This is a genomic window from Delftia deserti (assembly GCF_042653485.1).
GTDB classification, from domain to species: domain Bacteria; phylum Pseudomonadota; class Gammaproteobacteria; order Burkholderiales; family Burkholderiaceae_C; genus Comamonas; species Comamonas acidovorans.
Map to the genome: position 1 here is coordinate 4020988 of NZ_JBHSIH010000001.1, position 24723 is coordinate 4045710.

A 24723-nucleotide genomic window follows, 5' to 3' on the forward strand; every position below is an offset into this window, starting at 1 on the left:
CCGGAGTCGGGACAAACCCGGCTTCGCAGCGCTGCAACCCCGCCTTTCGCAATCGCGCATAGGCGGGCCGCTATGGCCTGCTTAGGCTTGCCTTCGGTATCCAGAAAAACAACCCCGAGACAAGGAGACGGATATGTGGAAAGGCTTGATGCGAGGCGGCTTGGACAAGGCGCGCGCTGCCGGCTGCGCGCTGGGCGCCGGCCTGCTGTGGACGGCGGCGGCGCAGGCGCAGCAGATATCGGACGATGTGGTGCGCATCGGCGTGCTCAGCGACATGTCGGGCCTGTATGCGGACACGGCGGGGCGCGGCTCCGTCGAGGCCGCGAAGATGGCCGTGGCCGACTTCGGCGGCCAGGTGCTGGGCAGGAAGATCGAGGTGGTCTGGGCCGACCACCAGAACAAGGCCGACGTGGGCGCCACCCATGCGCGCACCTGGTTCGACCGCGACGGCGTGGACCTGATCGTGGACATCAACAACACGGCCGTCGCCATCGCCGTCAACAACCTGGCGCGCGAGCGCGGCAAGATGGTGATCAACACCGGCGGCGCCTCGGACATCCTCACCAACGAGCACTGCGCGCCCACGGCCATCCACTACACCTACGACAGCTATGCGCTGGCCAATGGCGCCGTGCGCGGCATCCTGGCCCAGGGCAAGAAGGACTGGTTCATCCTGGGCGTGGACTATGCCTTCGGCAAGGCCATGACGGCCAACGTGACCGACTTCCTCAAGGAAGGCGGCGGCAAGCTGGTGGGCACCACCTTCCATCCGCTCAACGCCAGCGATTTCTCGTCCTTCCTGCTGCAGGCCCAGGCCTCCAAGGCCTCGGTGATCAACCTGGCCAATGCCACCAGCGACACGGTCAACGCCATCAAGGCCGCGCACGAGTTCGGCATCGCGCCCAGGCAGACCCTGGTGCCCAACCTGCTGTTCATCAACGACGTGCATGCGCTGGGCCTGCGCTACGGCCAGGGCATGGTGCTGACCACGGGCTTCTACTGGGACCGCACCGAGGCCACGCGCGCCTGGTCGCGGCGCTTCTTCGAGAAGATGAAGAAGATGCCCTCGATGATCCATGCGGGCGCCTACTCGGCCGTCACCCACTACCTCAAGGCCGTGCAGGCCACCAGGGGCGACGACGGCAACGCGGTGGCGCGCCAGCTCAAGCAGATGCCCATCGAGGACTTCTTCGCCCAGAACGGCAAGGTGCGCGAGGACGGCCGCATGGTGCACGACATGTACCTGGTGCAGATCAAGAAGCCCGAGGAATCCAGATACCCCTGGGACTACTACAAGGTGCTCTCCGCCATCCCCGGTGACGAGGCCTTCCGCCCGCTGTCCAAGAGCAGCTGCAAGCTGGTGAGAACATCATGAAGACACGCGCCGCCGTACTCACGAGAACGGGCGCAGCCGCGCCCTATGCCGACAGCCGCCCGCTGGAGATCTGGGAAGTGGACCTGGCGCCGCCCGGCCCCGGCGAGGTGCTGGTCAAGGTGGCCGCCGCAGGCGTGTGCCACTCCGACCTGTCCATCATCAACGGCGACCGTCCGCGCGACACGCCCATCGTGCTCGGCCATGAGGCCGCAGGCGTGATCCAGGCCCTCGGCGAGGGCGTGACCGACCTGGCGGTGGGCGACCACGTGGTCATGCTCTTCGTGCCCGGCTGCGGCAACTGCCAGCCCTGCGCCGAAGGCCGGCCCGTGCTGTGCGAGCCCGCAGGCCAGGCCGGCGTGGCGGGCACCCTGCTGTCGGGCGCCAGGCGCCTGTCGCGCAATGGCCAGCCCATCTCGCACTTCGTCGGCGTCTCGGCCTTTGCCGAGCATGCCGTGCTCTCGCGCCGCGGCGTGCACCGCATCGACAAGTCGGTGCCGCTGGAGCTGGCCGCGCTGTTCGGCTGCGCCGTGATGACCGGCGTGGGCGCCGTGGCCAATACCGCCAGGGTGAGCCCCGGCCAGAGCGTGGCCGTGGTGGGGCTGGGCGGCGTGGGCCTGTCCTCGGTGATGGGCGCGGCGGCGGCGGGCGCGGCCCGCGTGGTGGCCGTGGATCTCAATGCGGACAAGCTGGCCATGGCGCGCGATTTCGGCGCCACCGACACCGTCAATGCCGGCGACGAGGATGCCGTCAAGCAGGTGCGCGAGCTGACGGGCGGCGGCGTGGACCATGCCTTCGAGATGGTGGGATCGGCCAAGGCACTGGAGATGGCCTACCGCATCACGCGGCGCGGCGGCCAGACCGTGACGGCGGGCCTGCCGTCCAGCGCCCAGGCCATCAGCCTGCCGGTCTGGCACCTGGTGGCAGAGGAGCGCACGCTCAAGGGCTGCTACATGGGCAGCTGCGTGCCGCGCCGCGACATCGACCGCTACCTGGCCCTGCATGCGGCCGGCAGGCTGCCGGTGGACCGGCTGGTGACCGGCCACCTGACGCTGGACCAGATCAATGAGGGCTTCGACCGCCTGGCGCGTGGCGAGGCCATACGCCAGATCATCCGCATGGAGGCCTGATGCCGCACTCATCCATCGAATCCACCGACGCGCCGGCCTACGCCCGGCCCCAGCTCTACATCGCCGGCGAATGGCTGGCGGCAGGCGAGCGCCACACCGAAGAGGTTCTGAATCCCGCCACCGGCCTGCCCCTGGCGCGCCTGCCCCACGCCACGCGCGCCGACCTGGATGCCGCGCTGGCGGCTGCGCAGCAGGCCTTTGCGGGCTGGCGTGCCACGGCGCCGCTGGAGCGATCGCGCCTGCTGCGCGCAGCCGCCGCACTGGTGCGCGAACGGGCCGACCCAATAGCCCGCACCATGACGCTGGAGCAGGGCAAGCCGCTGCGCGAGGCGCGGCTGGAAGTGCTGGCCAGCGCCGACACCTTCGACTGGTATGCGGAAGAGGGCCGGCGCAACTATGGCCGCGTGGTGCCCGGGCGCACGCTCACCCAGCGCATCACCGTGCTGCATGAGCCCGTGGGCGTGTGCGCGGCCTTCACGCCCTGGAACTTCCCGGCCATCACGCCTGCGCGCAAGATCGCCGGGGCACTGGCGGCGGGCTGCACGCTGATCCTCAAGCTGGCCGAAGAGACACCGGCCACGGGCCTGGCCCTGGTGCGTGCCCTGCATGATGCGGGCCTGCCGCCCGGCGTGCTCAATGCCGTGTTCGGCGTGCCCGGCGAAGTCTCTTCCTACCTGCTGGACAGCCCCGTGGTGGCCAAGTTCTCGTTCACGGGCTCCACGGCCGTGGGCAAGCTGCTGGCTCAGCAGGCGGCCAAGGGACTCAAGCGTGCCACCATGGAGCTGGGCGGCCATGCGCCGGCCATCGTCTGCGCAGACGCCGATGTGCAGCAGGCCGCCGAGATGCTGGTGGCCGGCAAGTTCCGCAACGCGGGCCAGGTGTGCATTGCGCCCACGCGCTTTTACGTGCACACCGATGTCTACGAGGCCTTTGTCCAGGCCTTCGTGGAGCGCACCCGGCGCCTGGTGCCCGGCAACGGCCTGGACGAGGCCAGCAACCTGGGCCCGCTGGCCAACCCGCGCCGCCAGCAGGCCATGCACGGCCTGATCACCGACGCGGTGCAGCGCGGCGCGCGCCTGGAATGCGGGGGCCGGCCCATGGATGGGCCGGGCTTCTTCTGGCAGCCCACGGTGCTGACCGGCGTGCCCGAGACGGCGCGCGCCATGAACGAGGAGCCCTTCGGCCCGCTGGCCCTGATCAACCGGGTGGACAGCGTGCAGGAGGCCATCGACCGTGCCAACCGTCTTCCCTATGGCCTGGCCAGCTATGCCTTCACCCAGCACAGCGCCACGCGTGCGCAGCTGGCGCGCGGACTGCAGACCGGCATGCTGGGCATCAACAGCCTGTCCGTGTCCATGGCCGAGGCGCCCTTCGGCGGTGTCAAGGAAAGCGGCTGGGGGTCGGAGTGCGGCAGCGAGGGCTTGCTGGCCTATTGCGACGTCAAGCTGATCAGCGAAGACTGAGCCCGCGCCATGCCCCTGCCGGCAGCGGCCCGGAGGCGCCCGGCATGCGGCCATGCCATGCGGCGCTCCACCATAATGCTTCATGGATTTCAGACAACTTCGGCAATTCCTCGTTCTCAGCGAAACCCGAAGCTTCAGCGTGGCGGCGCAAAAGCTGCACCTGGGTCAGCCTGCGCTGTCCACGTCCATCCGCAAGCTGGAGGAAGAGTTCGGCTGCCAGCTGTTCCTGCGCACCAGCCGGGGTGTCGATCTGACCATGGCCGGCCAGGCGGCAATGGCCGACCTGCGCAAGGCCCTGCTCCATGTCCAGCAGGCCCGGGACAACGCCAGGCTGGCCGCGGCGGGCAAGAGCGGAACACTGAAGATCGGCTTCGTGGGCTCGGTGGTCAGCACCTTGATGCCCAAGCTGCTGGCCGGCTTCTGCGCCCAGCATCCCCAGGTCCGGCTGGAGCTGGAGGAGGCCACCACCTCCTTGCTGATCGAGCGCGTCAGACGCGGGGATGTCGATGTGGGCCTGGTTCGCTTTCCCATAGACAACGATCCCGACCTGGTGGTCTCCCACATCCAGGACGACCATCTGCTGGTCGCCCTGCCGCGCCACCATGTGCTGGCCGCACTGGACGAAATTCCCCTGGTGGAGATGACCTACTACCGCTTCATCCACTACACGGGCGAGGTCCAGGGCGCCCTGGCGCCCGTCATCGACGCCCTGTTCCAGGAGGAGGGGCTGGCGCCCAACACCACGCACCGGGCCGCGCAGGTGCAGACGGTGCTGGGGCTGGTGGAGGAGGGCATAGGCCTGGCGATGGTGCCTTCCAACATGTCGGCCATCTCCATGCGGCTGTCGCCCCACGTGGTGCTGCGCCCCATAGCCGGTGGCAAGTCGGCTCGCATCAGCCTGGGGTTCATCCATCTGGCACAGCCCGGAACGCCCGCGCGCATCCATTTCTGCGAGGCCGTGATGGCCTTCAGGCAGGGAGGACTCATGCACCTGCCGGACCAGATCGGCCTGGGTATCTAGGCCCTGCACCTTGTCCCATGCGGTGCGGGGCGCCGGTGCATTGCATGGCGGCGATCAGTCCGGCAGCAACTGGTTTTCCCAGCCGCTCAACCGCTCGATGGCACGAGCCACCTGCAGGATGCGCGCCTCGTCGAAGTAGCGGCCCACCACCTGCACGGCCAGGGGCAGGCCCTGGGGCGAAAGGCCTGCCGGCACGCTGATCGCGGGATGGCCTGTCACGTTGAAGGCACAGGACTGGACCGGCAAGGAGTGGACGCGCGATGGCGATTCGAAACGCGGTGCCGTGTCCAGGGTCACGGGGGTGAGCAGCACATCGCAGCGCGAGAGCGCGGCATCGACGCGTGCCGCCAGCATGCGCCGCACGCGCAGGGCGTTCAGGTAGTCCTCCGAAGTCACCGTGGCGCCCAGCAGCAGGCGGGCCGCCGTCAGCGCGCTGAAGTCCAGCGGGCGCGAGCGCAGGTCTTGCGCGTGGATGGCAAAGCTCTCGGCGCTGAGGATGACGTGCCCGGTCGCCCGAAACTCCTCGCTGCCGGGCAGGCCCGGATGGACGATGCCTGCCCCTGCGTCGGCCAGCACCGCCGCGATGCGGTCGAAGGCAGCAAGAAAGGCGGGCGAGGCCTGCGGCGAGGACTGCAGGAAGTCCTGGGGGATGCCGATGGTCAGACCCGAGACGCCCTTGTCCAGATCGCGGACATAGTCGTCCACGGGTTCATCGGCGCTGGAGGGATCCAGGGGGTCGTATCCCGACAGCACCTGCAGCGCGATGGCCGCATCTTCCACGCTGCGGGTCAGCGGGCCGCAATGGTCCAGTGTCCAGGCCAGCGGGAACACACCGTGCTTGGACACACGGCCGTAGGTGGGCTTGAGCCCCACGGCGCCGCACCAGGCCGCCGGGATGCGGATGGACCCTCCCGTGCAGGTGCCCAGCGTCAGGCGCGTGAAGCCGGCCGCGATCGCGGCACCCGACCCTGACGAGGAGCCGCCGGGAATATGCGCCAGATTCCAGGGGTTGCGGGCCGGGGGAAAGGGCAGGTCGAAGTCGGGGCCGTCCAGGGCGAACTCGTGCGTTGCCAGCTTGCCCAGGATGACCGCGCCGGCCTGGCGCAGGCGCTGCACGGTGGTGGCGTCCTCCTCAGGCACATAGTCCAGGCTCAGCCAGGAGTGGCAGGTCGTGGGCAGGCCCGCGACATCGTAGACGTCCTTGATGGCGACCGGGATGCCATGCAGCAGCGGCAGGTCGGCGCACTCGGCGCGCGCCGCGTCGGCGACGCGTGCCGAGTCCATCGCGCCACTGGCATCGAGGTTGGTGAAGGCATGGATGTCTATGTCCATGGCGCGGATGCGTCCCAGGGCCGCACGGGTCAGTGTCTCCGATGTGGCCTTTCCTGCCCGCAGCATGCCGGCCATCTGCCGTATCGAGAGTTCAGGACTGGCGTTCATGTCGCGTGGGTCGGCCCATCATGGTCTGGATGTGCGAAGGCCCGTGCTGGTGGGCCACCTCGTTGACGAGGCTGCGGTGCTCCTTGAGCAATTGGTACTCCTGCAGGATCGGCTCCAGGCGCTCGAAGGGCACATGCAGGCCATGCCGGCCGAATGCGGACAGCAGCTCCTGCAGGTGCAGCAGGTCCGGGGAGGAAGCTTTCCTGGCGGCGGCACGCATGTCAGATCTTGTCGATGCCTGCGTCATGGACGATTTTTCTCCACTTGTTGACGTCATCGATCACGAAGGCCCTGGAGCCGGCCATGTCCTTCCAGAGGGGAAGGCTGCCGAGGTCCATGAATTTTTGCCGGACCTTGTCGTCCGACAGGATCTGTTTCATCTGCGCATTGAGCTTTTGCAGGATGGCGGTGGGCGTGCCCTTGGGAGCCATGAGCACGTTCCAGGCGGTTTCATTGAAGTCGCGCAGGCTCTCGGGACCTTGCTCGCTGAGGGTCTGCCAGTCGGGCACCAGGGGCGAGCGCTCGCGCGTGGTCACGCCGATGCGGTTGACCTTGCCTTCCTGCACATAGCTCCTGGCGGTGGTCAGCAGGTCGAAGGTGATGTCCACCTGGCCTCCCATCAGGTCGGTGAGCACCGGCGCAGCTCCCTGGTAGGGGACATGCAGCATCCTGATGCCGGTGGCCAGGCTCAGGACTTCGGCCGCCATGTGGGCCGAGGTGCCATAGCCCGGAGTGGCATAGGAGAGCTTGCCTGGGCTGCTCCGCGCCAGGTCGATCAGGTCCTTGACGGAAGACACCTTCAGGCCGGGCCGGCTGATCAGGACCAGCGGGCCGTCGTTGATGGTGGAGATGGCCTCCAGGTCATTGACGAAGTCATACCTTGACCGCCGGTAGAGCGCCGCGGAAATGCTCTGGGCCGTGGTGCCGATCAGCAGCGTATAGCCATTGGGGCTGGATTTCGCGACATGGTTGCTGCCGATGTTGCCGGCCGCACCCGGCCGGTTTTCCACGACAACGCTCACGCCCAGGCGGCTGCCCAGTTCCTTGGCGAGGATGCGCCCCACCACGTCCGTGCCGCCGCCGGGAGGAAAGGGAACGACCAGGGTGATCGGCTTGTCGGGCCATGCAGCGTGGCTGATGCCCGCCGCACAGAGCAGCACACCGCTCCAGAGGAGCCGGACCAGTTTTTTCATGGGTGAAAGGGACGGTTGGTCGCTATGAACGAAAGCCTGTCCGTGGCATGCAAGTCTTGCCGTTTCGGCAATTGATGCTTGTCAAGACAGTGATATCGAACTGTAGCCAGCGGCGATTTGGGCGTCCAATTCAGAAATTTTATTCAGCTATTGATTGTTTCAATACGATAGTTTTGTATAAAAATTGACAATCCCGCCGGCCCGCCTGCGAGCCGCCCGAGGGCCGCGGGCGCGCATCAGAGATGCCGGGCCCGTTCCTGCAGCAGGCGCTTGAGGACCTTGCCGTTGGGGCTGGTGGGCAGCTCGGGCATGGCCACGATGTGGGCGGGCAGCTTGTAGGGTGCGAGCCGCTCGCGCAGGTGGCCGTGCGCTGCCTTGGCATCGAGCGCGGCGCCGGGGCTCAGCTCCACGAAGGCGATGACCTCCTCGTTGCCGTCGCGCTCGGCACGGCCGACCACGGCACTGCGCTGAATTCCGGGCAACTCGTTGAGGGCCCGCTCCACCTCGGCCGGATAGACGTTGAAGCCCGATCGGATGATCATCTCCTTGAGCCGCCCGACCACGAACAGCGCGCCATCGGCCTGGAACTCGCCGAGGTCGCCGCTGGCGTACCAGCCGCCTTCGCGCATCACGGCCGCCGTGGCCTCGGCGTCGCGGAAGTAGCCCTGCATCAGGCCGCGTCCACGTATCCACAGCTCCCCGCGCTGGCCGGTGGGCAGGGGCTGGCCCGTGGCCGCATCGACGGCCTGAACCTCGGCGCCTTCGACGACATAGCCGGCGCTGGTATCGGGGCGCTGCTCGCCCATGCGCGTCAGGTGTACCGAACCCGCGTACTCCGACAGGCCGTAGCCGTGGTGCAGGGCTTGGCCGAACACCTGTTCCACACGCTTCTTGAGCGTCAGGTCCAGCGGGCCCGCACCCGTGTAGACATAGCGCAGCGCGGGCGCCTCGGGTCGGGAAATGCCCTGTTCCTGCAGGTAGGCCAGCAGCCGTGCATAGAGAGCGGGCGGGCCCTGCAGCTGGGAGATGCCGTGGCGCGCCAACGCGTCCAGCAGGTCGGCAGGATCGAATTGCGGGCGCATCACCATCTGCGCGCCTGCATGCAGCGAAGCCAGCAGCACCGTGCCCAGGCCGAAGATGTGGGTCATGGGCACGAAGGCATAGCTGCGGTCCCCGGGCCCCAGGGCGCGCGATGCGGCCGAGACGCGCGCGAAATGCGCCAGCGCGTCATGCCCCACCATCACCCCCTTGGGCGTTCCCGTGGTGCCCGAGGTGAAGATCAGCGCCGCCACTTCGCCTTGCAGCACACCCGCCTCGGCCACGGCCTGCGCGCGCACGGGGCTGTGCTGCATGCCGGCCAGGGCCGAGTCGCGCGCGGCAAAACGCCGCGCATGGGCACCGGCGCTGTCCGAGGCCGCCGCGGTGAAGTAGACGATGCGTGCATCGGCCTTGTCCGCGAACGCATCGATCTCGCCAGGCGCCATGCGCGCATTCACGCCGCAGGACCAGGCTCCGACCCGGCTGCAGGCCAGGATCAGTGCCGCATGCTCGGGGCAGTTCTCGGCCACGACGAGCACGCGGTCGCCAGGCCGTACGTCGAGCGCGCGCAACTCGGCCTCGGCCGTGTCCGTCAGCACGCCGATGTCGGCGAAGCTCAGGCTGCCGCCATCCGGCAGATGGATGAAAGGCCGCTGCGGCGCCTCGGCCAGCCAGCGGTCCAGAAGATGGTGTATTCGTTGATTCATTTCGATGATCCATGAGGGCCTGCTTCGCCAAAGGCCCTCAAAAACCGGCGTGGCCCAATGCGAGGGACGCCGAGCAAGGGCCTGCGCCGGCCGCGCCGCGCCGCCCGCCGCAGCGAGGGGGTCGTCCCCCTCCGAAGAGAGGGGAAAGGCGCGAAGCGCCTCAGGGGGTGCTTCCGCTAGTCCACCACGATCCCCTGCGTCACCGTGGCCCACATCGCACGCTCCTTGCCGCCACGCTCGGCCAGCTTCTGGGGCGATCCCGTCCACTCCTCGTAGCCCAGTTCCTTGAAGCGCTTGCGCAGCTCGGGCTGTGCCAGGGCGGCGTTGATGGACTTGTTGAGCCTGGCGACGAGTTCGGGCGACATGCCCTTGGGCCCGTAGACGCCATACCAGCCGCCCACGTCGAAGCCCTTGAGGCCTTCGATGCCGGACTCCGCGAAGGTGGGCACGTCGGGCAGGGAGGCATTGCGCTGCGGCGAGGTGACGGCGATGGCCCGTACCTTGCCGCTGTGGATGTAGGTGCTGGCGGTGCTGATGATGTCCAGCATCATGCTCAGCTGGCCGCCGATCACGTCGGTCATGGCCGGTGCGTTGCCCTTGTAGGGAATGTGGTTCATCTCGATGCCGCTGCGCCGCGCGAACAGCAGCGCGCCCAGGTGGTTGGAGCCGCCCACGCCGGCCGAGCCGTAGTTGAGCTTTTGCGGATGGGCCTTGGCATAGGCCACGAGCTCGGCCGTGGTCCTGTAGGGCTCGTTGTTGTTGACCACCAGCACGTTGTAGTAGCTGAGCACGGGCGCCACGGGCGTGAGGTCACGGGCCGGGTCGAAGGACATCTTGCTCATCACGTTGGGGCTGATGGTGATGGTGGGGCTGGCCGCGAACCACAGCGTCAGCCCATCGGGCCTGGCGCGCACGACCTCGCTGCCGGCCATGGTGGCATTGGCGCCGGGCTTGTTCTCCACCACCACCGAGGCGCCCAGTTCCTTGGTCAGCGCCACGCTGAGCAGGCGGGCGCCCTGGTCCACGGGGCCACCGGCCGAGTAGCCCACGATGAGGCGCACGGGTTGCGCGTCCTGCGCGGCGGCGGGGAGGGCGGTCAGGGTGCTCAGGGTGGCTAGGGCGGTCGCCAGGGACGCCAGAAGCGGGGCATGGGCCAGGGTGGCCAGGGCCTTGCGGCGGTGTTGGGCGGGCATGTGCTGTCTCCTGCAAAAGATGAATGAAGCGCTGCCATGGCCTGCACGGCGGCGCGCCCGGTCTGCGCCGGACATGCAGGCAATGGTGCGCACGCCGGCGCTTCTTGGGAATCTGCTTTTGCCTAAGCCGGGGTTTGCCGGCTGTTAGGACGTCCTAGGAAGACAGGTCCGCGCCCGCCTCCTCGGCGCCCGCCTGCCAGCTGGGTGCGGCGGTGACGATGGCCTCGCGCAGGAACTGCTGGAAGGCGCGGGCCGCCATGGTGGGCTGGCGGTCGGGCATGCGCACCAGGTACATGGCATTGCCCAGGCCGGAGAACACCACCTGGTCCAGCACGGCCACCAGGGTGCCGCCGGCCAGCGCGGCCGAGGTCACATAGTCGGGCAGCAGGGCCAGGCCCAGGCCGTCCAGCACGGCGTCGTACAGCAGGCGGTAGTCGCCCGATTGCAGCGAGGGCAGCACATCGAGGGCAGCAGCGACGCCATCGTCGCCGCTGCCGGCCAGCCAGGCCAGCCTGCCGCCCATGGCCAGCGGCAGGATGAGGCGGGCCTGCAGCAGGTCGGCAGGCGCGCGCAGGGGCCGGCCCAGCGACTGCTCCAGCGCCTGCAGGCAGGCGGGCGTGGCCACGAAGTTCCAGTGCACATCGCACAGCCGCGTGGCCACCAGATCGTCCAGCGGCGCGGAGGTGATCTGCACTGCCAGATCGACCTTGGAGGCCACGAGGTCGGCCATCTGGTCGTTGATCAGCAGGCGCAGGCGGATGTCGGGATGCTCGCGGCAAAAGCCCAGGATCAGCGGCTTGAGATAGAAATGCCCGAAGCCGGTGGGCACGCGCACGCCCACCTCGCCGCTCACGGTGGAACGCAACTGGTGGATGGCATCGCGGGCGCGCTGCAGCTCCTCCATCATGGCCAGGCAGCGCCGGTACAGCAGCTGGCCGGCCTGGGTCAGTTCCACGTTGCGCGTGGTGCGGCGCAGCAGCTGCGTGCCCATCTCGGTCTCCAGCGCACGCAGCCGGCGCGAGACGTTGGAGCGCGTCATGCCGCCGCGCTCGGCCGCCCGCGTGAGGCTCTTGGCCTCGGCGATGTCGATGAAGACGCGGCACAGGTTCAGGTCCATCTCGGCATTCTTTGCGAGGCCGGGTCCGGCCATTGTTGATCGGGAGTCACCAGGCCTGGCCTGCTGGCGAGGATTGTGGCGCCAGCCCTGCCTCCCTAGCATGGAGGAAACCATGGCGAAAGGCCGCAGACCGTGAACCAAGAAGCTTTGCAAACCGCGCCGCCGGCGCCGCTGGCGCACTACCGTGTGCTCGATCTGAGCCAGGGCGTGGCCGGCCCCTACTGCACCCACCTGCTGTCGCGCCAGGGCGCCGAGGTGATCAAGGTCGATCCGCCCGAAGGCGACTGGGCGCGCCACGTGGGCATCTCGCGCAACGGGCACAGCAGCCTGTCTGCCACCTACAACGCGGGCAAGCGCAGCATTGCCGTCGATGCGCGCCAGGACCAGGGGCGTGCGCTGCTGCTGCGGCTGGCGCGCGAGTCCGACATCGTGGTGCAGAACTTCCGCCCCCAGGTCGTGCAGCGCATGGGCGTGGACTACGACAGCCTGCGCGCGGCCGGCCTGGACCCGGTGTACGTCTCCATCAGCGGCTACGGACCCACGGGGCCGTATGCCGACCGGCCCGCCACCGACTCCGTCATGCAGGCCGACACGGGCTTGATGACCAGCAACCGCGACGCGCAGGGCCAGCCCCGGCGCGTGGGTCTGCTGCTGGCCGACATCGCAGCCGGCGTCTACGCCGCACAGGCCTGCACGGCGGCCCTGCTGGGCAAGGCGCGCAGCGGGCGCGGGCGCCATGTGGAGCTGAACCTGTTCGAGGTCTGCTGCGCCCTGCAATCCACGGTGCTGGCCGAAGACACGCTGCGCGGCGGCCTGCCCGCCGAAGGCGTGAGCGCCCCCAACGGCGTGTTCGCCACGGCCGATGGCTTCATCACCGTGCTGGCCCTGAACAACGACCAGTTCGAGCGGCTGTGCCGCGCGCTGGACCTGCACCATTGGCTGCAGGACGCGCGCTTTGCCTCCAATGCGGGCCGCATGGCCCACCGCCATGTCCTGCATGCCGGGCTGCAGGCCTTGCTGGCGCAGCAGCCGCGCGCCCACTGGGAGCAGCGCCTGGCGGCGCAGGGCGCCCTGCATGCGGGCGTGCGCACGCTGGCCGACGTGGTGGCGCATCCCCAGGCCGTGCACCGCGCATCGTTCGCCACGCTGGCGCAGCCCGGGTTCGGGCCGCTGCTGTATGCGGCATCACCCTGGCCGGCAGACGCAGCAGCCTGCGGTGCATCCCTTGGCGCCGCGCCGCGCACGGGCGAGCACACGCGCCAGATCCTGGCCGAGGCCGGCTGCACGCCGCAGGAGATGGAGCAATGGATGGCCAGCGGCGTGGTGCACCAGTGCGCGCAGGAGGTCATGGCATGAGCACTTCCACATCCACGTTCACACCCACCTCTCCGGACACCTCCCCGGACACCTCCATGCAGGCCCTGGTCTGCCATCAATTCGGCGCGCCGCACGAGGTGGTCAGCCTGCAGACCATGGACCGGCCCGGCCAGCCCCTGGGCGCGTACCAAGCGCGGATTGCCGTGGCCTACGCCAACGTCAGCCACGCCACGGGCCTGCTGATCGAGGGCCGCTACCAGCGACGCCCGCCGCTACCCTTCGTGCCCGGCACCGAAGGCGTGGGGCGCGTGCTGGAATGCGGCAGCGCGGTGCAGCACCTGCAGCCCGGCGATGCCGTGGCCTTCATTGCCGACTGGGGTGCCTTTGCGCAGGAAACGGTGGTGGATGCGTCCACCGTCTACCGCCTGCCTGCGGGTATGCCCTGGCTGCAGGCCCTGCCCATTCCCCTGTCCTACGGCACGGCCTACACGGCCCTGCACTGGCGCGCGCGCCTGCAGGAAGGCGATGTGGTGCTGGTGCTGGGCGCCGGGTCCGGCGTGGGCGCCGCGGCGGTGGAAGTGGCCCGGCAGACGCCCGGCGTGCAGGTCATTGCCTGCGCCAGCACCGAGGCCAAGCGCGCCGATGCGCTGCGCCGTGGGGCCCACCAGGCCGTGGCGCCGCAGGACCTGGCCGCACAGGTCAAGCAGACCACCCAGGGCCGGGGCGCCTCCGTCGTCTTCGACCCCGTGGGCGGCGATCTGCTGCTGCAGGCGCTGCGCGCCGCTGCGCAGAACGCGCAACTGCTGAGCGTGGGCTTCGCCAGCGGCGCCATTCCCGCCGTGCCCATGAACCTGGCCCTGGTCAAGAACCTCACGCTGCACGGCTTCTTCTACGGCCGCTACATCGGCTGGACGCCGGCCGATGAGCGCCAGGCCTTCGCGGCGCAGCTGCAGCCCGTCATTGCCACGCTGCTCGACTGGGCTGCCCGGGGATGCATCCATCCCCAGGTCAGCCAGGTCTTCGCCATGCATGAACTGCCGGCTGCGCTGCACGCGCTGCACGGCCGCAACGTGACCGGCAAGCTCGCACTCGCCATTCAAGGAGACAAGGTATGACAACGCAACGCACAGGCCCCGCGCTTTCCCGCCGCACCCTGCTGGGCGCCGCTGCGGCGCTGGCCGCATGGAGAACGGCAGGCGCGCAGCCATCCGCCGGGGCCCAGGGCTATCCCAAGGCGCCCATCCGCGTCGTCGTGCCCTATCCACCGGGCGGGCCTACCGACGTGGTCGGGCGCGTGGTCACCACGCGGCTGGGCGAGGCGCTGGGCCAGCCGCTGGTGGTGGACAACAAGGCCGGCGCCAGCGGCATGGTCGGCGCGGCCCTGGTGGCCAAGGCGCCGGCCGACGGCTACACGCTGCTGGTCAACGCCTCCATCCACGTCATCAATCCCTACGTCTATGCCAGCGCGCCCTATGACGCCTTCCGCGATTTCGAGCCGGTCACGCAGCTGGTCGATGTGCCCCTGGTGCTGGTCGTGGGCAGCAGCCTGCCGGTGCGCAATGTGCAGGAACTGGCCGCCTGGGCCAAGGCCCATCCGGGGCAGGTGAACTTCGGCTCGGCCGGCAATGCGTCGTCCCAGCACCTGTCGGGCGAGTTGTTCCGCTTGAAGACCGGTGCGCAGATGCAGCATGTGCCCTACAAGGGCAGCTCGCCGGCCCTGACCGACCTGATGGGCGGGCAGATCCAGCTCATGTTCGACTCCATGCCCTCGGCCATGCCCTTCATCGCCTCGGGCCGGCTGCGTGCGCTGGCCGTCACCTCGGAGCGGCGTTCGCCCTCCCTGCCCGATGTGCCCACCATGGAAGAGGCCGGCATGCCCGGCTTTCGCACCAGCACCTGGTACGGGCTGTGGGCACCGAAGAACACGCCCCAGGACGTGGTGCAGAAACTGTGGACCGAGTCCCGCCGCGTGCTTGCCGAACCCCAGATCGCCGCGCAATACCGCCGCCTGGGCGCCGAGCCCGTGGGCTCCACGCCCGCCGAGTTCGCGCGCTACATCCAGGCCGAAGCCCGCAAGTGGGAAGAGATCGTGAAGGCCTCGGGGGCGCGGGCGGATTGAGGAGGCTGCCGTCAGGCACCAGCCTTGATTCGGCTGGCTGCCTGCCTTCCCAGATCCGCGATAAAGAGGTCAAAGTCTTCATCCGGCACATCAATGTAGTGACCCGAGGCGACATCCGCCCACCCCCGCATAGCCGCTTGCCGTAGCGCTTCCAGCTTGGTCGCTTGGGTCTGAGCTTCAACGATTCGATGTTGCTGCTGGCTCAGATTCACTGGACGTGTCGACATGACTGGTTCCTCACACCCGCTCGAACACCGCCGCGATCCCCTGGCCGCCGCCTATGCACATGGTCTCCAGCCCATAGCGGCCCTTGCGGCGCTCCAGCTCGTGCAGCAGGGTGGCCAGGATGCGCACGCCGGTGGCGCCTATGGGGTGGCCCAGGGAGATGCCGGAGCCGTTGACGTTGAGCTTGTGGTCTATGGCGCCCTGGTCGTTCCACTCCCAGCCCTTGAGCACGGACAGCACCTGGCAGGCAAAGGCTTCGTTGAGTTCGACCAGGTCCATCTGGTCCAGCGTGAGGTTCAGGCGGGCCAGCAGCTTCTTGACGGCGGGCACGGGGCCTATGCCCATGTGCGAGGGCTCGCAGCCTGCGGCGGCCCAGCCCACCAGGGTGGCCATGGGGGTGAGGCCCAGCTCGGCCAGCCTGTCCTCGGCCACGATCAGGCAGGCGGCGCTGGCGTCATTCTGCTGGCTGGCGTTGCCGGCCGTGACCGTTCCATTGGGCATGAGCACGCGCAGCTTGCCCATGCTGTCGATGGTGGCGTCGGCGCGAAAGCCTTCGTCGCGCGTGAACAGCACGGGGTCGCCCTTGCGCTGGGGCACCTTGACGGGGACGATCTCGTCGGCGAAGCGGCCCGCCTCCCAGGCGGCGGCGGCGCGCTGGTGGCTGCGCACGGCATAGGCGTCGGCTGCCTCGCGGCTGATGCCCCAGTCGCGCGCCAGGTTCTCGGCGGTCTCGATCATTCCCGAGATCTTGCCGAAGCGTTCCACGGGCTGGGAGCGCTCGCGGCCGCGGTCCAGCCGGTCGTAGAAGCGCACATTGCCCGAGCGCGCGCCCCAGCGCATGTCGGTGCTGTAGTACTCGATGTTGCTCATGCTCTCCACGCCGCCCGCGATCACCACGTCGGCGGCGCCGCTTTGCACCATCATGGCCGCCGTGGCCACGGCCTGCAGGCCGCCGCCGCAGCGCCGGTCCAGCTGCATGCCCGGCACCGTCACCGGCAGTCCGGCCTGCAGCGCGGCCCAGCGGCCCACGCAAGGCGTCTCGCTGCTGGCATAGGACTGGGCGAAGACCACGTCGTCGATGCGTGCAGGGTCGATGCCGCTTTTCTCGACCACGGCGCGCACCGTGGTGGCGGCCAGTTCCTCGACCGATACCGGCCGCAGGCTGCCGCCGAAGGTGCCCACGGGCGTGCGAAGGGGGGTGACGATGGCGGCTCTGCGCATGGTGTTGTCTCCTTGGGAATCAGTGGATCAGGAAAAGGCTGCGCCGCATTGGCGCAGCAGGGTATGTGCCTGTTGTTCCAGGTCGGCGCGGTGCTCCGGTGCCGCGATGTCGATCAGCCGTTTCACGCGGCGCGACAGCGTCTGGCCGCGCAGGTCGGCCACGCCGTGTTCGGTGACGATGAGTCCGGCATCGCTGCGCGGCGTGCTGACGGGGCCGGACAGCCGCGCGACGATGCGCGTGGCGCCCCTGGCCGTGGCGGGCAGGGCGATGATGGGCAGGCCGCCGCGGCTGCGCGCGGCGCCGCGCAGGAAGTCCACGGCGCCCCCCACGGCGCCCACGTAGACGCCACCCGCCACCTCGGAATTGATCTGGCCCGTGAGGTCCACCTCCACTGCCGAATTGATGGCGGCCAGCCGGTGGCTGGCGGCCAGCACCTCGGGGTCGTGCGTGTAGCGCGTCTCGCGCAGTTGCAGGGCAGGGTTGCGGTGGGCCCAGCGCCTGAGCGATTCGCCCCCCATGAGGATGCCGCCGATGCCCACGCCGCGGTCCTGGCTCTTGCGCGCGTGGGTCAGCACGCCGGCTTCGGCCAGGGCTGCAATGCCGTCGCCCACGGCGCCGCTGTGCAGGCCCAGGTCGCGGTGGCCGTGCAGGGCGGCGAGTACGGCCTCGGGCAGGTTGCCCACGCCCACCTGCAGCGTGGCACCGTCTTCGATGAGGGCGGCCACATGGCCGGCAATGGCCTGCTCGGCAGGGCCGGGCGCGCTGCGCGCCTGGTCCAGCGGAGGGTGTTCGGCATCGAGCAGCAGGGCGAAGTCGCCGGCCTGCAGGTGCAGGCTGCCGTGCGTCCACGGAATGGCGGGGTTGACTTCGCCGATCAGCACGCGTGCCTTGCGTATGGCGGCCGGCAGGTATTCATGGACCAGGCCCAGGCTGTAGCGGCCTTGTGCATCGGGTGGCGAGACCTGGAGCAGCACCACGTCGGCAGGCAGCAGGCCCTCGTCGATCAGGCCGGGCAGGTGGGAGTAGTGGCTGGGCAGGATGTCCAGCACGCCGGCCTGGGCCAGCGCGCGGTGGGGGCCGCCGGCCGCGTAGCCGAAGAAGTCGATGGCGTCGGCATGCGCCGGTTGCAGCGTGTCCGATGCGCCCATGCCCACGAAGACGCGCAGCCGGCCCTGGCCCTGGCCACCGTGCCGCGCCAGTGCATGGCGGTGCGCGACCACGGCGCGCGTGAGCGTCAGCGGCTCGGCCGTGGCCTGGCCCCACCACAGCGTGTCGCCGGGGCGGATCAGGGCCTGCAGCCTTTCTTGCAGGGCGTCCGGCGACAGCACGCTCATGGCGCGCGGTCCCAGTCGAAGCGCGTGGGCTGTTTGTCCTTGAAGCGCTGCACCGCCTCCTGGTGGTAGTCCGAGCCACGGCACATCGTCTGGGCATAGGCTTCCAGCTCGGCCATGGCGCGTGCGTCCAGCTCGAAGGCCTGGTTCATGGCCGTCTTGGCCATGCCGATGGCGGCCGTGGATGCCTCGCCGAAGCGCCGCGCCAGCGCCACGGCGGCGGCCTGCAGGGCCTCGCCGTCTTCCACGATGTCGTAGACCATGCCCAGCGACCTGGCTTCCTCGGCCTGCACGGTGCGCGCGGTGAAGACCAGCTCCTTGGCCTTTTGCAGGCCCACGATGCGCGGCAGCATGTGCATGGCGCCCAGGTCGGGTACCAGGCCGATGCGGCCGAACACGGCGCAGAACTTCGCGCGCCGCGTGCACAGCACGAAGTCGGCGGCCAGCGCCAGGCTCAGGCCCGCACCGAAGGCCGGGCCGTCCACGGCGGCGATCACGGGTTTTTCGAGATTGACCAGCTCGGGAAACCACTGGTGCAGGCTGCGCATGCGCTGGCGCCAGGGCAGGCCGGCCTGGCTGGCATCCATCATCTGGCTGATGTCGCCGCCCGAGCAGAAGGCGCCGCCCGCGCCCGTGAGGATGACGGTGTGGACCTGCGCGTCATCGCGCATCTGCGCCACGGCGGCGGCCAGGGCCGGGCGCATGGCCTGGTTGAGCGCGTTGCGGGCCTCGGGCCGGTTCAGCGTGATCGTGCCTATGCCGTCCTGGACGGAGGTCAATACGGGGGAGGTTTCAGGTGATGTAGTCATGGTGCCGAGGTTGGATTCTTTGAGATCAAAAGCTGGAATGTCTTGCTTGCTCCTATGCGCACCTTTGACGAGGCGTCCAAATCGGCATGTCCCAAGCCAGGGACACCGAGCAAGGGCCGCCCCGCAGCGAGGGTGTCGTCCCCCTCCCGCGAAGCGAGAGAGGGGGAAGGCGCACAGCGACTCAGGGGGTGATCCATTCAGGCGAGTTCGGCGTAGCCGTGGCTCAGGACGATCTTGTCGCGCTCCAGCACGCGGGCGCGCAACTGCAGCTGGCAGGGCTGATCGGGCGTGCGCCAGATCTCGGTGACCAGGGTCTCCCCGGGATAGACGGGCGCGGTGAAGCGCACATCCAGCGCCTTCAGGCGCGCGGGATTGCGGTCGCCGCATTGGCGCAGCACGGCATGGGCCACCAGGCCGTAGCTGGCCAGGCCATGCAGGATGGGCCGCTCGAAGCCGGCCTTGCGCGCCACGGCCGGGTCGGCATGCAGCGGGTTGTAGTCGCCCATCAGGCGGTACAGCAGCGCGGCCTCGGGGCGTATGGCCTGGGCGTCGGTGAAGTCGGGCGCGCGGTCCTCCGGCGTGGGGCGCAGCGGCGCCAGGGGCGCGTCGCTGGGCTGGCCGCCGTCCAGCAGGCTGTAGCCGCCATCGCCGCGCAGAAAGCTGACCTGCTGCACGGTGGCCAGCAGCTCGCCCCCGGCGGTCTCCAGGCGCCGCTCGGTGACCATGATGGCGCCCTTGCCTTCGCCCTTGTCCGTCAGGTGCGTGATGCGGTTGTGGCCCACCACGTCGGCGCTGGCCGGCAGCGGGCGGTGCAGCCGCATGCGCTGCTCGCCATGCAGCAGCTTCACCCAGTCGATGCCCGTATCGGCCTCGCGCGCCCAGAAGCCCGGGTAGCCCAGCACCACGGCCTGCGAAGGCAGGGCGCGCAGCCCGCCGGGCGCCCCTTCGTAGAAAAAGGGCAGGGCGTCGGGGCACAGCGGATCGCTGCCCAGGCCCAGGCTCAATGCATAGAGCATGGTGTCGCGCTCGCCATAGTGCTGGCGCACGGGCTCGAAGGGGCGCTGTTTCAGGTGCTGATAGCTGATGGCCATCACGGTTCCTCTCAGTGGTTGATTGCGCTGGCGCGCTTCAACCCTCGCAACTGGCGCGGCCCGACTCAGGGACACCGAGGAAGGGCCGCCCCGCACCGAGGGTGTCGTCCCCCTCCCGCAGGAGAGGGGGAAGGCGCGTAGCGCCTCAGGGGGTGTCGTTCAAACAGGATCCCAGCTGAAAACGTCGGCGGATCGGTCCAGCGGCACGAACGATGCCTTGAGCGCCGGCATGCCGTGCTCGGCAATGAACTGGGGCGACCAGCCCTCGCTGCGGTGCACCGAGCGCAGCGGGCGCGGCTGGCTCATGACGAAGATCTCGTTGTTGCGCACGGCGAAGACCTGGGCGTTCACGTCGCGGGCCGCGTCGGACAGCAGGTAGACGGCCAGCGGGGCGATCTTGTTGGGCGTCATCTGCTGGATCTTGGCCACGCGCGCCTGCTGCTCGGGCGTGTCGGTGGGGATGGAGCCGATCATGCGGCTCCAGGCGAACGGCGCGATGCAGTTGGAGCGCACGTTGAACTTCTGCATGTCCAGCGCGATGGACTTGGACAGGGCCGTCAGCCCCAGCTTGGCCGCGCTGTAGTTGGCCTGGCCCAGGTTGCCGATCAGGCCCGAGGTCGAGGTCATGTGCACGAAGGCGCCGCTTTCCTGCTCCTTGAAATGGTTGGCGGCCGCGCGGCTCATGTAGTAGCTGCCGTACAGGTGGACCTTGATGACGGCGTCCCACTCGTCCAGGCTCATCTTGTGGAAGAACCGGTCGCGCAGGATGCCGGCGTTGTTGACCACGCCGTCGATGCGGCCGAAGCTGTCCACGGCGCACTGCACGATGCGGCCCGCGCTGGCGGCCTCGGCCACGCTGTCGGTGTTGGCCACGGCCTGGCCGCCTGCGGCCTTGATCTCATCGACCACCTTCTGGGCCGGGCCGGCGTCCGTGCCCTCGCCCGTGGTGGAGGTGCCGATGTCGTTGACCACCACCTTGGCGCCCTCGGCCGCCATGGCCAGCGCCATGTCGCGCCCGATGCCGCCGCCGGCACCCGTCACCACCACTACCTTGTCCTGCATCATTTTCTGCGCCATGGCCTGTCGTCCCCGTTCAGTGTTCGTTGGAAAGAAGTCGGAACCAAGCATGCCGGCAAACGCCGGGCCGCGCCATTCGGCAATCGCAAGGGCGGACTTCGCGGGAATGAAAGCAGCGGCGGCCAACCTGCGCCGGCCCAGCCTTCGGCGCGGCCAAAGGCTTGCTTAAGAAAACGCGGATTGCGGGCCGCCGCGCTTGCACCGACCATGGCGGCCATGACAGACAAGCAAGCTACCGACACCCTCGACGCCGCCGCGCTGGCGCACCTTCAGTCCTGGCAGGGCCGCAGCGAAACCCTGGCAGACAGCATCACGGCCGCGCCCGTGGCCGCGCTGTCGGCCACGCTGGACAGGGAAGACCCTGAGCCCGCCGACGGCACGGCGCTGCCGCCGCTGTGGCACTGGATGTACTTCCTGCCCCATGCACGCCAAAGCGAGATCGGCCCCGACGGCCATCCGCGCCGTGGCGGCTTTCTGCCGCCCGTGCCGCTGCCGCGCCGCATGTGGGCCGGCGGGCGCCTGCGCTGGGAGGCAGGCAACGCGCTGCAGGTGGGCCAGAAGGTGCAGCGCCGCTCCACCATCGGCTCGGTCAGCCACAAGAGCGGCCGCTCGGGCGAGCTGCTGTTCGTGCTGGTCGAGCATGCCTACAGCAACGACCAGGGCCTGGCGCTGACCGAGGAGCACGACATCGTCTACCGCGCCGCTGCCCAGCCCGGCGATCCCGCGCCCACGCCCCAGAAGCCGCCGCTGGACGGCCAGCAAACCTGGTCGCGCACCATCGTTCCCGACGACGTGCTGCTGTTCCGCTACTCGGCCCTGACCTTCAACGGCCACCGCATCCACTACGACCGCCGCTATGTGACAGGTGTCGAAGGCTATCCGGGCCTGATCGTGCACGGCCCGCTGATCGCCACCCTGCTGCTGGACCTGCTGCGCCGCGAGCTGCCCCAGGCGCAGGTGCTGTCCTTCGAGTTCAAGGCCGTGCGCCCCACCTTCGACCTGCATGCCTTCAGCGTGCACGGCAAGCCTTCTGCGGACGGCAAGACCGTCGAACTCTGGGCGCAAGACCACGAGGGCTGGCTGACCATGACCGGCACGGCAAGTGTCTCCCCCTGAGTCGCTTCGCGCCTTCCCCCTCTCTACCCGCTTCGCGGGGGAGGGGGACGACACCCTCGGTGCGGGGCGGCCCTTCCTCGGTGTCCCTTGCTTTGGGCGGCGCCGGCTTTGGCTCCCGCTGCGATAACTGAATTGGTATTCAACACATTCCGCGCTGTGAAGGCGCTGACCATAAAGCCTTGAGACCACCATGATCGAACACACGCTTTCCAACAATTTCCCCGAAATCCGCGACGCCATCCGTGCGCTGTGCGCCGAGTTCCCCGACGAGTATTTCCGCAAGATCGACGAGCAGCGCGCCTATCCCGAGACCTTCGTGGACGCGCTGACCAAGGCCGGCTGGCTGGCCGCGCTGATCCCGCAGGAGTACGGCGGCTCGGGCCTGGGCCTGACCGAGGCCAGCGTGATCATGGAAGAGATCAACCGCTGCGGCGGCAACTCGGGCGCCTGCCATGGCCAGATGTACAACATGGGCACGCTGCTGCGCCACGGCTCGCAGGCGCAAAAGGAGAAGTACCTGCCGCGCATCGCCTCGGGCGAATGGCGCCTGCAGTCCATGGGCGTGACCGAGCCCACCACGGGCACGGACACCACCAAGATCAAGACCAGCGCCGTCAAGAAGGATGGCCGCTACGTGGTCAACGGCCAGAAGGTCTGGATCAGCCGCGTGCAGCACAGCGACTGGATGATCCTGCTGGCGCGCACCACGCCGCTGGCCGAGGTGAAGAAAAAGAGCGAGGGCATGTCCATCTTCATGGTGGACCTGGCCGAGGCCCAGAAGAGCGGCCTGACCGTGCGCCCCATCCCCAACATGGTCAACCACGAGACCAACGAACTGTTCTTCGAGAACCTGGAAATCCCCGAGGAGAACCTGATCGGCGAGGAAGGCAAGGGCTTCAAGTACATCCTCGACGGCCTCAATGCCGAGCGCACGCTGATTGCGGCCGAATGCATTGGCGACGGCTACTGGTTCCTGGACCGCGTGACCAACTACGTGCGCGACCGCAATGTGTTCGGCCGCCCCATCGGCCAGAACCAGGGCGTGCAGTTCCCCATTGCCGATGCCTTCATCGAGGTCGAGGCCGCCAACCTCATGCGCTGGAAGGCCTGCGAGATGTTCGACGCCAACCAGGCCATGGGCGCCCAGGCCAACATGGCCAAGTACCTGGCGGCCAAGGCCAGCTGGGAGGCGGCCAATGCCTGCATCCAGTTCCACGGCGGCTTCGGCTTTGCCTGCGAATACGACGTGGAGCGCAAGTTCCGCGAGACGCGCCTGTACCAGGTGGCGCCGATCTCCACGAACCTGATCTATTCCTACGTGGCCGAGCACATCCTCGGTCTCCCCCGCTCGTTCTGAAATGAAGTACCCCCTGAGTCGCTACGCGCCTTCCCCCAAAGGGGGACGACACCCTCGGAGCGGGGCGGCCCTTCCTCGGTGTCCCTGGCCTTGGGCCGTGCCAGTTGCACAGGCGGCGCCAAAGTGCAATGGATTTTCAATATGAAAAAGCAAAGTCTTCGGCCGCTTGACGGCACCACCGTCGTCTCGCTGGAACATGCGGTGGCCGCACCGTTTTGCACGCGCCAGCTGGCCGACCTGGGCGCGCGCGTGATCAAGGTCGAGCGGCCCGGCAGCGGCGACTTTGCGCGCGGCTATGACCAGCGCGTGCAGGGCCAGTCCTCGCACTTCACCTGGATCAACCGCAGCAAGCAGAGCCTGGCGCTGGACCTCAAGCAGGACGAGGCCATGCAGGCGCTGCTGCAGCTGCTGGAGGGTGCAGACGTGCTGGTGCAGAACCTGGCGCCCGGCGCGGCCGCGCGCATGGGCCTGTCCTATGCGGCTCTGCGCGAGCGCTTCCCGCGCCTCATCGTCTGCGACATCAGCGGCTACGGCGCCGACGGCCCCTACCGCGACAAGAAGGCCTACGACCTGCTGATCCAGAGCGAGGCGGGCTTTCTCTCGGTCACGGGCACGCCCGAGGTACCGTCCAAGGCCGGCATCTCGGTGGCCGACATCGCGGCCGGCATGTATGCGTACACCAACATCCTGTCGGCCCTGCTGCTGCGCGGGCGCACGGGCGAGGGCAGCCACATCGACGTGTCCATGCTGGAGGCGCTGGGCGAGTGGATGGGCTACCCCATGTACTACGCCTTCGACGGCGCGCCGCCGCCGCCGCGCACCGGCGCCTCGCACGCCAGCATCTATCCCTATGGGCCGTTCGAGGCCGGCAAGGACCTGGGTGATGGTGGCACGGTGATGCTGGGCCTGCAAAACGAACGCGAGTGGAAGCTCTTTTGCGAACAGGTGCTGCTGCAGCCCGCGCTGGCCGCGGATGCGCGCTTCGACAGCAATGCGCGCCGCAACGCCAACCGCGAGGAGCTGCGCGCGCTGATCCTGGGCGTGTTCAACGCGCTGGATGCCGCCCAGGTGGTGCAGCGGCTGGATGCGGCCGGCATTGCCAATGCGCGCGTCAACGACATGGCCGGACTCTGGAGCCACCCGCAGCTGGCCGCACGCCAGCGCTGGCGCAGCGTGGACACGCCGGCCGGGCCCGTGCAGGCCCTGCTGCCGCCCGGCGCCAACAGCGCCTTCGACTACCGCATGGAGGCCGTGCCCGCCGTGGGCGAGCACAGCGCCGCCATCCTGGCCGAGCTGGGCTGGAGCGCCGAGCGCATCGCCGCCCTGTGCCCGCCCCCGGGAAAAACCGCCCCCTGAAACCAGGGCGCATGCCCAAGAATGCGCCG

General features: G+C 69.0%; 22 protein-coding genes. 10 read left to right on the top strand and 12 right to left on the bottom strand.

Features of this window, described 5'->3' with window-relative positions; genetic code table 11:
* Positions 1 to 133: 133 nt before the first annotated feature.
* From ACFPFG_RS19280 to ACFPFG_RS19295, 4 genes are all read left to right on the top strand, one after another.
* A complete protein-coding gene (locus ACFPFG_RS19280) occupies positions 134 to 1375 on the top strand; it encodes an ABC transporter substrate-binding protein (RefSeq protein ID WP_197954362.1) in 1242 nt (413 codons plus the stop codon).
* Complete coding sequence (locus ACFPFG_RS19285; protein WP_183021173.1) at positions 1372 to 2502, top strand: zinc-dependent alcohol dehydrogenase family protein; 1131 nt, start codon at positions 1372 to 1374, stop codon at positions 2500 to 2502. Before ACFPFG_RS19280 ends, ACFPFG_RS19285 begins: the two co-directional genes overlap by 4 nt.
* Positions 2502 to 3965, top strand: coding sequence for an NAD-dependent succinate-semialdehyde dehydrogenase (locus ACFPFG_RS19290; RefSeq protein WP_183021174.1), 1464 nt, complete (start codon positions 2502 to 2504; stop codon positions 3963 to 3965). The genes ACFPFG_RS19285 and ACFPFG_RS19290 overlap by 1 nt, the downstream gene beginning before the upstream one ends.
* A gap of 82 nt (positions 3966 to 4047) precedes the next feature.
* Positions 4048 to 4986 carry a LysR family transcriptional regulator gene (locus ACFPFG_RS19295; protein WP_380107855.1) on the top strand — a complete coding sequence of 313 codons (939 nt, stop codon included), beginning with the start codon at positions 4048 to 4050 and terminating at the stop codon, positions 4984 to 4986.
* 54 nt (positions 4987 to 5040) lie between these two features.
* On the opposite strand, the gene ACFPFG_RS19300 is transcribed toward ACFPFG_RS19295, so the two are convergent.
* The 6 genes from ACFPFG_RS19300 to ACFPFG_RS19325 all read right to left on the bottom strand — a co-directional run bounded on the left by ACFPFG_RS19300 (position 5041) and on the right by ACFPFG_RS19325 (position 11707).
* Complete coding sequence (locus ACFPFG_RS19300) at positions 5041 to 6426, bottom strand: amidase (protein WP_183021176.1); 1386 nt, start codon at positions 6424 to 6426, stop codon at positions 5041 to 5043.
* Positions 6410 to 6646 (bottom strand): hypothetical protein, encoded by a 237-nt coding sequence (locus ACFPFG_RS19305; protein ID WP_232245689.1) that lies wholly within the window; start codon positions 6644 to 6646, stop codon positions 6410 to 6412. Before ACFPFG_RS19305 ends, ACFPFG_RS19300 begins: the two co-directional genes overlap by 17 nt.
* Position 6647: 1 nt before the next feature.
* Positions 6648 to 7619, bottom strand: a complete 972-nt coding sequence (locus tag ACFPFG_RS19310; protein WP_183021178.1) for a tripartite tricarboxylate transporter substrate binding protein — start codon at positions 7617 to 7619, stop codon at positions 6648 to 6650.
* 236 nt (positions 7620 to 7855) lie between these two features.
* On the bottom strand, positions 7856 to 9364 hold the full coding sequence (locus tag ACFPFG_RS19315) for a class I adenylate-forming enzyme family protein (RefSeq protein WP_183021179.1): 1509 nt from the start codon (positions 9362 to 9364) through the stop codon (positions 7856 to 7858).
* Between the two features lie 176 nt (positions 9365 to 9540).
* Positions 9541 to 10557, bottom strand: coding sequence for a Bug family tripartite tricarboxylate transporter substrate binding protein (locus ACFPFG_RS19320; protein WP_197954365.1), 1017 nt, complete (start codon positions 10555 to 10557; stop codon positions 9541 to 9543).
* Positions 10558 to 10711: 154 nt separating this feature from the next.
* Positions 10712 to 11707 (bottom strand): LysR family transcriptional regulator, encoded by a 996-nt coding sequence (locus ACFPFG_RS19325; RefSeq protein ID WP_197954366.1) that lies wholly within the window; start codon positions 11705 to 11707, stop codon positions 10712 to 10714.
* Positions 11708 to 11806: 99 nt separating this feature from the next.
* Between ACFPFG_RS19325 and ACFPFG_RS19330 the strand changes: the two genes are divergently transcribed.
* The 3 genes from ACFPFG_RS19330 to ACFPFG_RS19340 are packed head-to-tail and all read left to right on the top strand — an operon-like array spanning position 11807 to position 15110.
* Positions 11807 to 13030, top strand: a complete 1224-nt coding sequence (locus ACFPFG_RS19330) for a CaiB/BaiF CoA transferase family protein (RefSeq protein ID WP_380107859.1) — start codon at positions 11807 to 11809, stop codon at positions 13028 to 13030.
* A gap of 56 nt (positions 13031 to 13086) precedes the next feature.
* Positions 13087 to 14106: an NADPH:quinone oxidoreductase family protein gene (locus ACFPFG_RS19335; protein WP_380110299.1), complete on the top strand. Its 1020-nt coding sequence runs from the start codon at positions 13087 to 13089 to the stop codon at positions 14104 to 14106.
* A complete protein-coding gene (locus ACFPFG_RS19340) occupies positions 14103 to 15110 on the top strand; it encodes a Bug family tripartite tricarboxylate transporter substrate binding protein (RefSeq protein WP_312373552.1) in 1008 nt (335 codons plus the stop codon). The genes ACFPFG_RS19335 and ACFPFG_RS19340 overlap by 4 nt, the downstream gene beginning before the upstream one ends.
* A gap of 11 nt (positions 15111 to 15121) precedes the next feature.
* On the opposite strand, the gene ACFPFG_RS19345 is transcribed toward ACFPFG_RS19340, so the two are convergent.
* The 6 genes from ACFPFG_RS19345 to ACFPFG_RS19370 form a co-directional block, all read right to left on the bottom strand.
* Positions 15122 to 15337, bottom strand: a complete 216-nt coding sequence (locus ACFPFG_RS19345) for a hypothetical protein (RefSeq protein WP_052151677.1) — start codon at positions 15335 to 15337, stop codon at positions 15122 to 15124.
* A 10-nt stretch (positions 15338 to 15347) separates the two neighbouring features.
* Positions 15348 to 16556, bottom strand: a complete 1209-nt coding sequence (locus ACFPFG_RS19350; protein WP_312373555.1) for an acetyl-CoA C-acetyltransferase — start codon at positions 16554 to 16556, stop codon at positions 15348 to 15350.
* 27 nt (positions 16557 to 16583) lie between these two features.
* Positions 16584 to 17891, bottom strand: coding sequence for an acetyl-CoA hydrolase/transferase family protein (locus ACFPFG_RS19355; RefSeq protein WP_380107861.1), 1308 nt, complete (start codon positions 17889 to 17891; stop codon positions 16584 to 16586).
* On the bottom strand, positions 17888 to 18697 hold the full coding sequence (locus ACFPFG_RS19360; RefSeq protein ID WP_183021186.1) for an enoyl-CoA hydratase/isomerase family protein: 810 nt from the start codon (positions 18695 to 18697) through the stop codon (positions 17888 to 17890). The genes ACFPFG_RS19355 and ACFPFG_RS19360 overlap by 4 nt, the downstream gene beginning before the upstream one ends.
* 197 nt (positions 18698 to 18894) lie before the next feature.
* Complete coding sequence (locus ACFPFG_RS19365) at positions 18895 to 19788, bottom strand: MaoC family dehydratase (protein ID WP_197954372.1); 894 nt, start codon at positions 19786 to 19788, stop codon at positions 18895 to 18897.
* Positions 19789 to 19947: 159 nt separating this feature from the next.
* Positions 19948 to 20865 (bottom strand): SDR family NAD(P)-dependent oxidoreductase, encoded by a 918-nt coding sequence (locus ACFPFG_RS19370; RefSeq protein ID WP_016452187.1) that lies wholly within the window; start codon positions 20863 to 20865, stop codon positions 19948 to 19950.
* Positions 20866 to 21072: 207 nt separating this feature from the next.
* Between ACFPFG_RS19370 and ACFPFG_RS19375 the strand changes: the two genes are divergently transcribed.
* The 3 genes from ACFPFG_RS19375 (at position 21073) to ACFPFG_RS19385 (ending at position 24694) form a co-directional block, all read left to right on the top strand.
* Complete coding sequence (locus tag ACFPFG_RS19375; RefSeq protein WP_183021188.1) at positions 21073 to 21981, top strand: HTD2 family dehydratase; 909 nt, start codon at positions 21073 to 21075, stop codon at positions 21979 to 21981.
* Between the two features lie 190 nt (positions 21982 to 22171).
* Positions 22172 to 23338 (top strand): acyl-CoA dehydrogenase family protein, encoded by a 1167-nt coding sequence (locus ACFPFG_RS19380; protein WP_012202137.1) that lies wholly within the window; start codon positions 22172 to 22174, stop codon positions 23336 to 23338.
* Between the two features lie 141 nt (positions 23339 to 23479).
* Entirely contained in the window at positions 23480 to 24694 is a 1215-nt protein-coding gene (locus ACFPFG_RS19385) for a CaiB/BaiF CoA transferase family protein (RefSeq protein ID WP_183021189.1), read from the top strand.
* The last annotated feature ends 29 nt before the right edge of the window (positions 24695 to 24723 follow it).

Excerpts from the sequence above, each read along its gene's own strand:
- ACFPFG_RS19360 (WP_183021186.1), bottom strand. The coding sequence starts at position 18,697 with ATGACTACATCACCTGAAACCTCCCCCGTATTGACCTCCGTCCAGGAC.
- ACFPFG_RS19380 (WP_012202137.1), top strand. The coding sequence starts at position 22,172 with ATGATCGAACACACGCTTTCCAACAATTTCCCCGAAATCCGCGACGCC.
- ACFPFG_RS19295 (WP_380107855.1), top strand. The coding sequence starts at position 4,048 with ATGGATTTCAGACAACTTCGGCAATTCCTCGTTCTCAGCGAAACCCGA.
- ACFPFG_RS19375 (WP_183021188.1), top strand. The coding sequence starts at position 21,073 with ATGGCGGCCATGACAGACAAGCAAGCTACCGACACCCTCGACGCCGCC.
- ACFPFG_RS19300 (WP_183021176.1), bottom strand. The coding sequence starts at position 6,426 with ATGAACGCCAGTCCTGAACTCTCGATACGGCAGATGGCCGGCATGCTG.
- ACFPFG_RS19280 (WP_197954362.1), top strand. The coding sequence starts at position 134 with ATGTGGAAAGGCTTGATGCGAGGCGGCTTGGACAAGGCGCGCGCTGCC.
- ACFPFG_RS19325 (WP_197954366.1), bottom strand. The coding sequence starts at position 11,707 with ATGGCCGGACCCGGCCTCGCAAAGAATGCCGAGATGGACCTGAACCTG.
- ACFPFG_RS19285 (WP_183021173.1), top strand. The coding sequence starts at position 1,372 with ATGAAGACACGCGCCGCCGTACTCACGAGAACGGGCGCAGCCGCGCCC.
- ACFPFG_RS19290 (WP_183021174.1), top strand. The coding sequence starts at position 2,502 with ATGCCGCACTCATCCATCGAATCCACCGACGCGCCGGCCTACGCCCGG.
- ACFPFG_RS19345 (WP_052151677.1), bottom strand. The coding sequence starts at position 15,337 with ATGTCGACACGTCCAGTGAATCTGAGCCAGCAGCAACATCGAATCGTT.
- ACFPFG_RS19340 (WP_312373552.1), top strand. The coding sequence starts at position 14,103 with ATGACAACGCAACGCACAGGCCCCGCGCTTTCCCGCCGCACCCTGCTG.
- ACFPFG_RS19315 (WP_183021179.1), bottom strand. The coding sequence starts at position 9,364 with ATGAATCAACGAATACACCATCTTCTGGACCGCTGGCTGGCCGAGGCG.
- ACFPFG_RS19335 (WP_380110299.1), top strand. The coding sequence starts at position 13,087 with ATGCAGGCCCTGGTCTGCCATCAATTCGGCGCGCCGCACGAGGTGGTC.
- ACFPFG_RS19355 (WP_380107861.1), bottom strand. The coding sequence starts at position 17,891 with ATGAGCGTGCTGTCGCCGGACGCCCTGCAAGAAAGGCTGCAGGCCCTG.
- ACFPFG_RS19310 (WP_183021178.1), bottom strand. The coding sequence starts at position 7,619 with ATGAAAAAACTGGTCCGGCTCCTCTGGAGCGGTGTGCTGCTCTGTGCG.
- ACFPFG_RS19305 (WP_232245689.1), bottom strand. The coding sequence starts at position 6,646 with ATGCGTGCCGCCGCCAGGAAAGCTTCCTCCCCGGACCTGCTGCACCTG.
- ACFPFG_RS19385 (WP_183021189.1), top strand. The coding sequence starts at position 23,480 with ATGAAAAAGCAAAGTCTTCGGCCGCTTGACGGCACCACCGTCGTCTCG.
- ACFPFG_RS19365 (WP_197954372.1), bottom strand. The coding sequence starts at position 19,788 with ATGGCCATCAGCTATCAGCACCTGAAACAGCGCCCCTTCGAGCCCGTG.
- ACFPFG_RS19370 (WP_016452187.1), bottom strand. The coding sequence starts at position 20,865 with ATGGCGCAGAAAATGATGCAGGACAAGGTAGTGGTGGTGACGGGTGCC.
- ACFPFG_RS19350 (WP_312373555.1), bottom strand. The coding sequence starts at position 16,556 with ATGCGCAGAGCCGCCATCGTCACCCCCCTTCGCACGCCCGTGGGCACC.
- ACFPFG_RS19320 (WP_197954365.1), bottom strand. The coding sequence starts at position 10,557 with ATGCCCGCCCAACACCGCCGCAAGGCCCTGGCCACCCTGGCCCATGCC.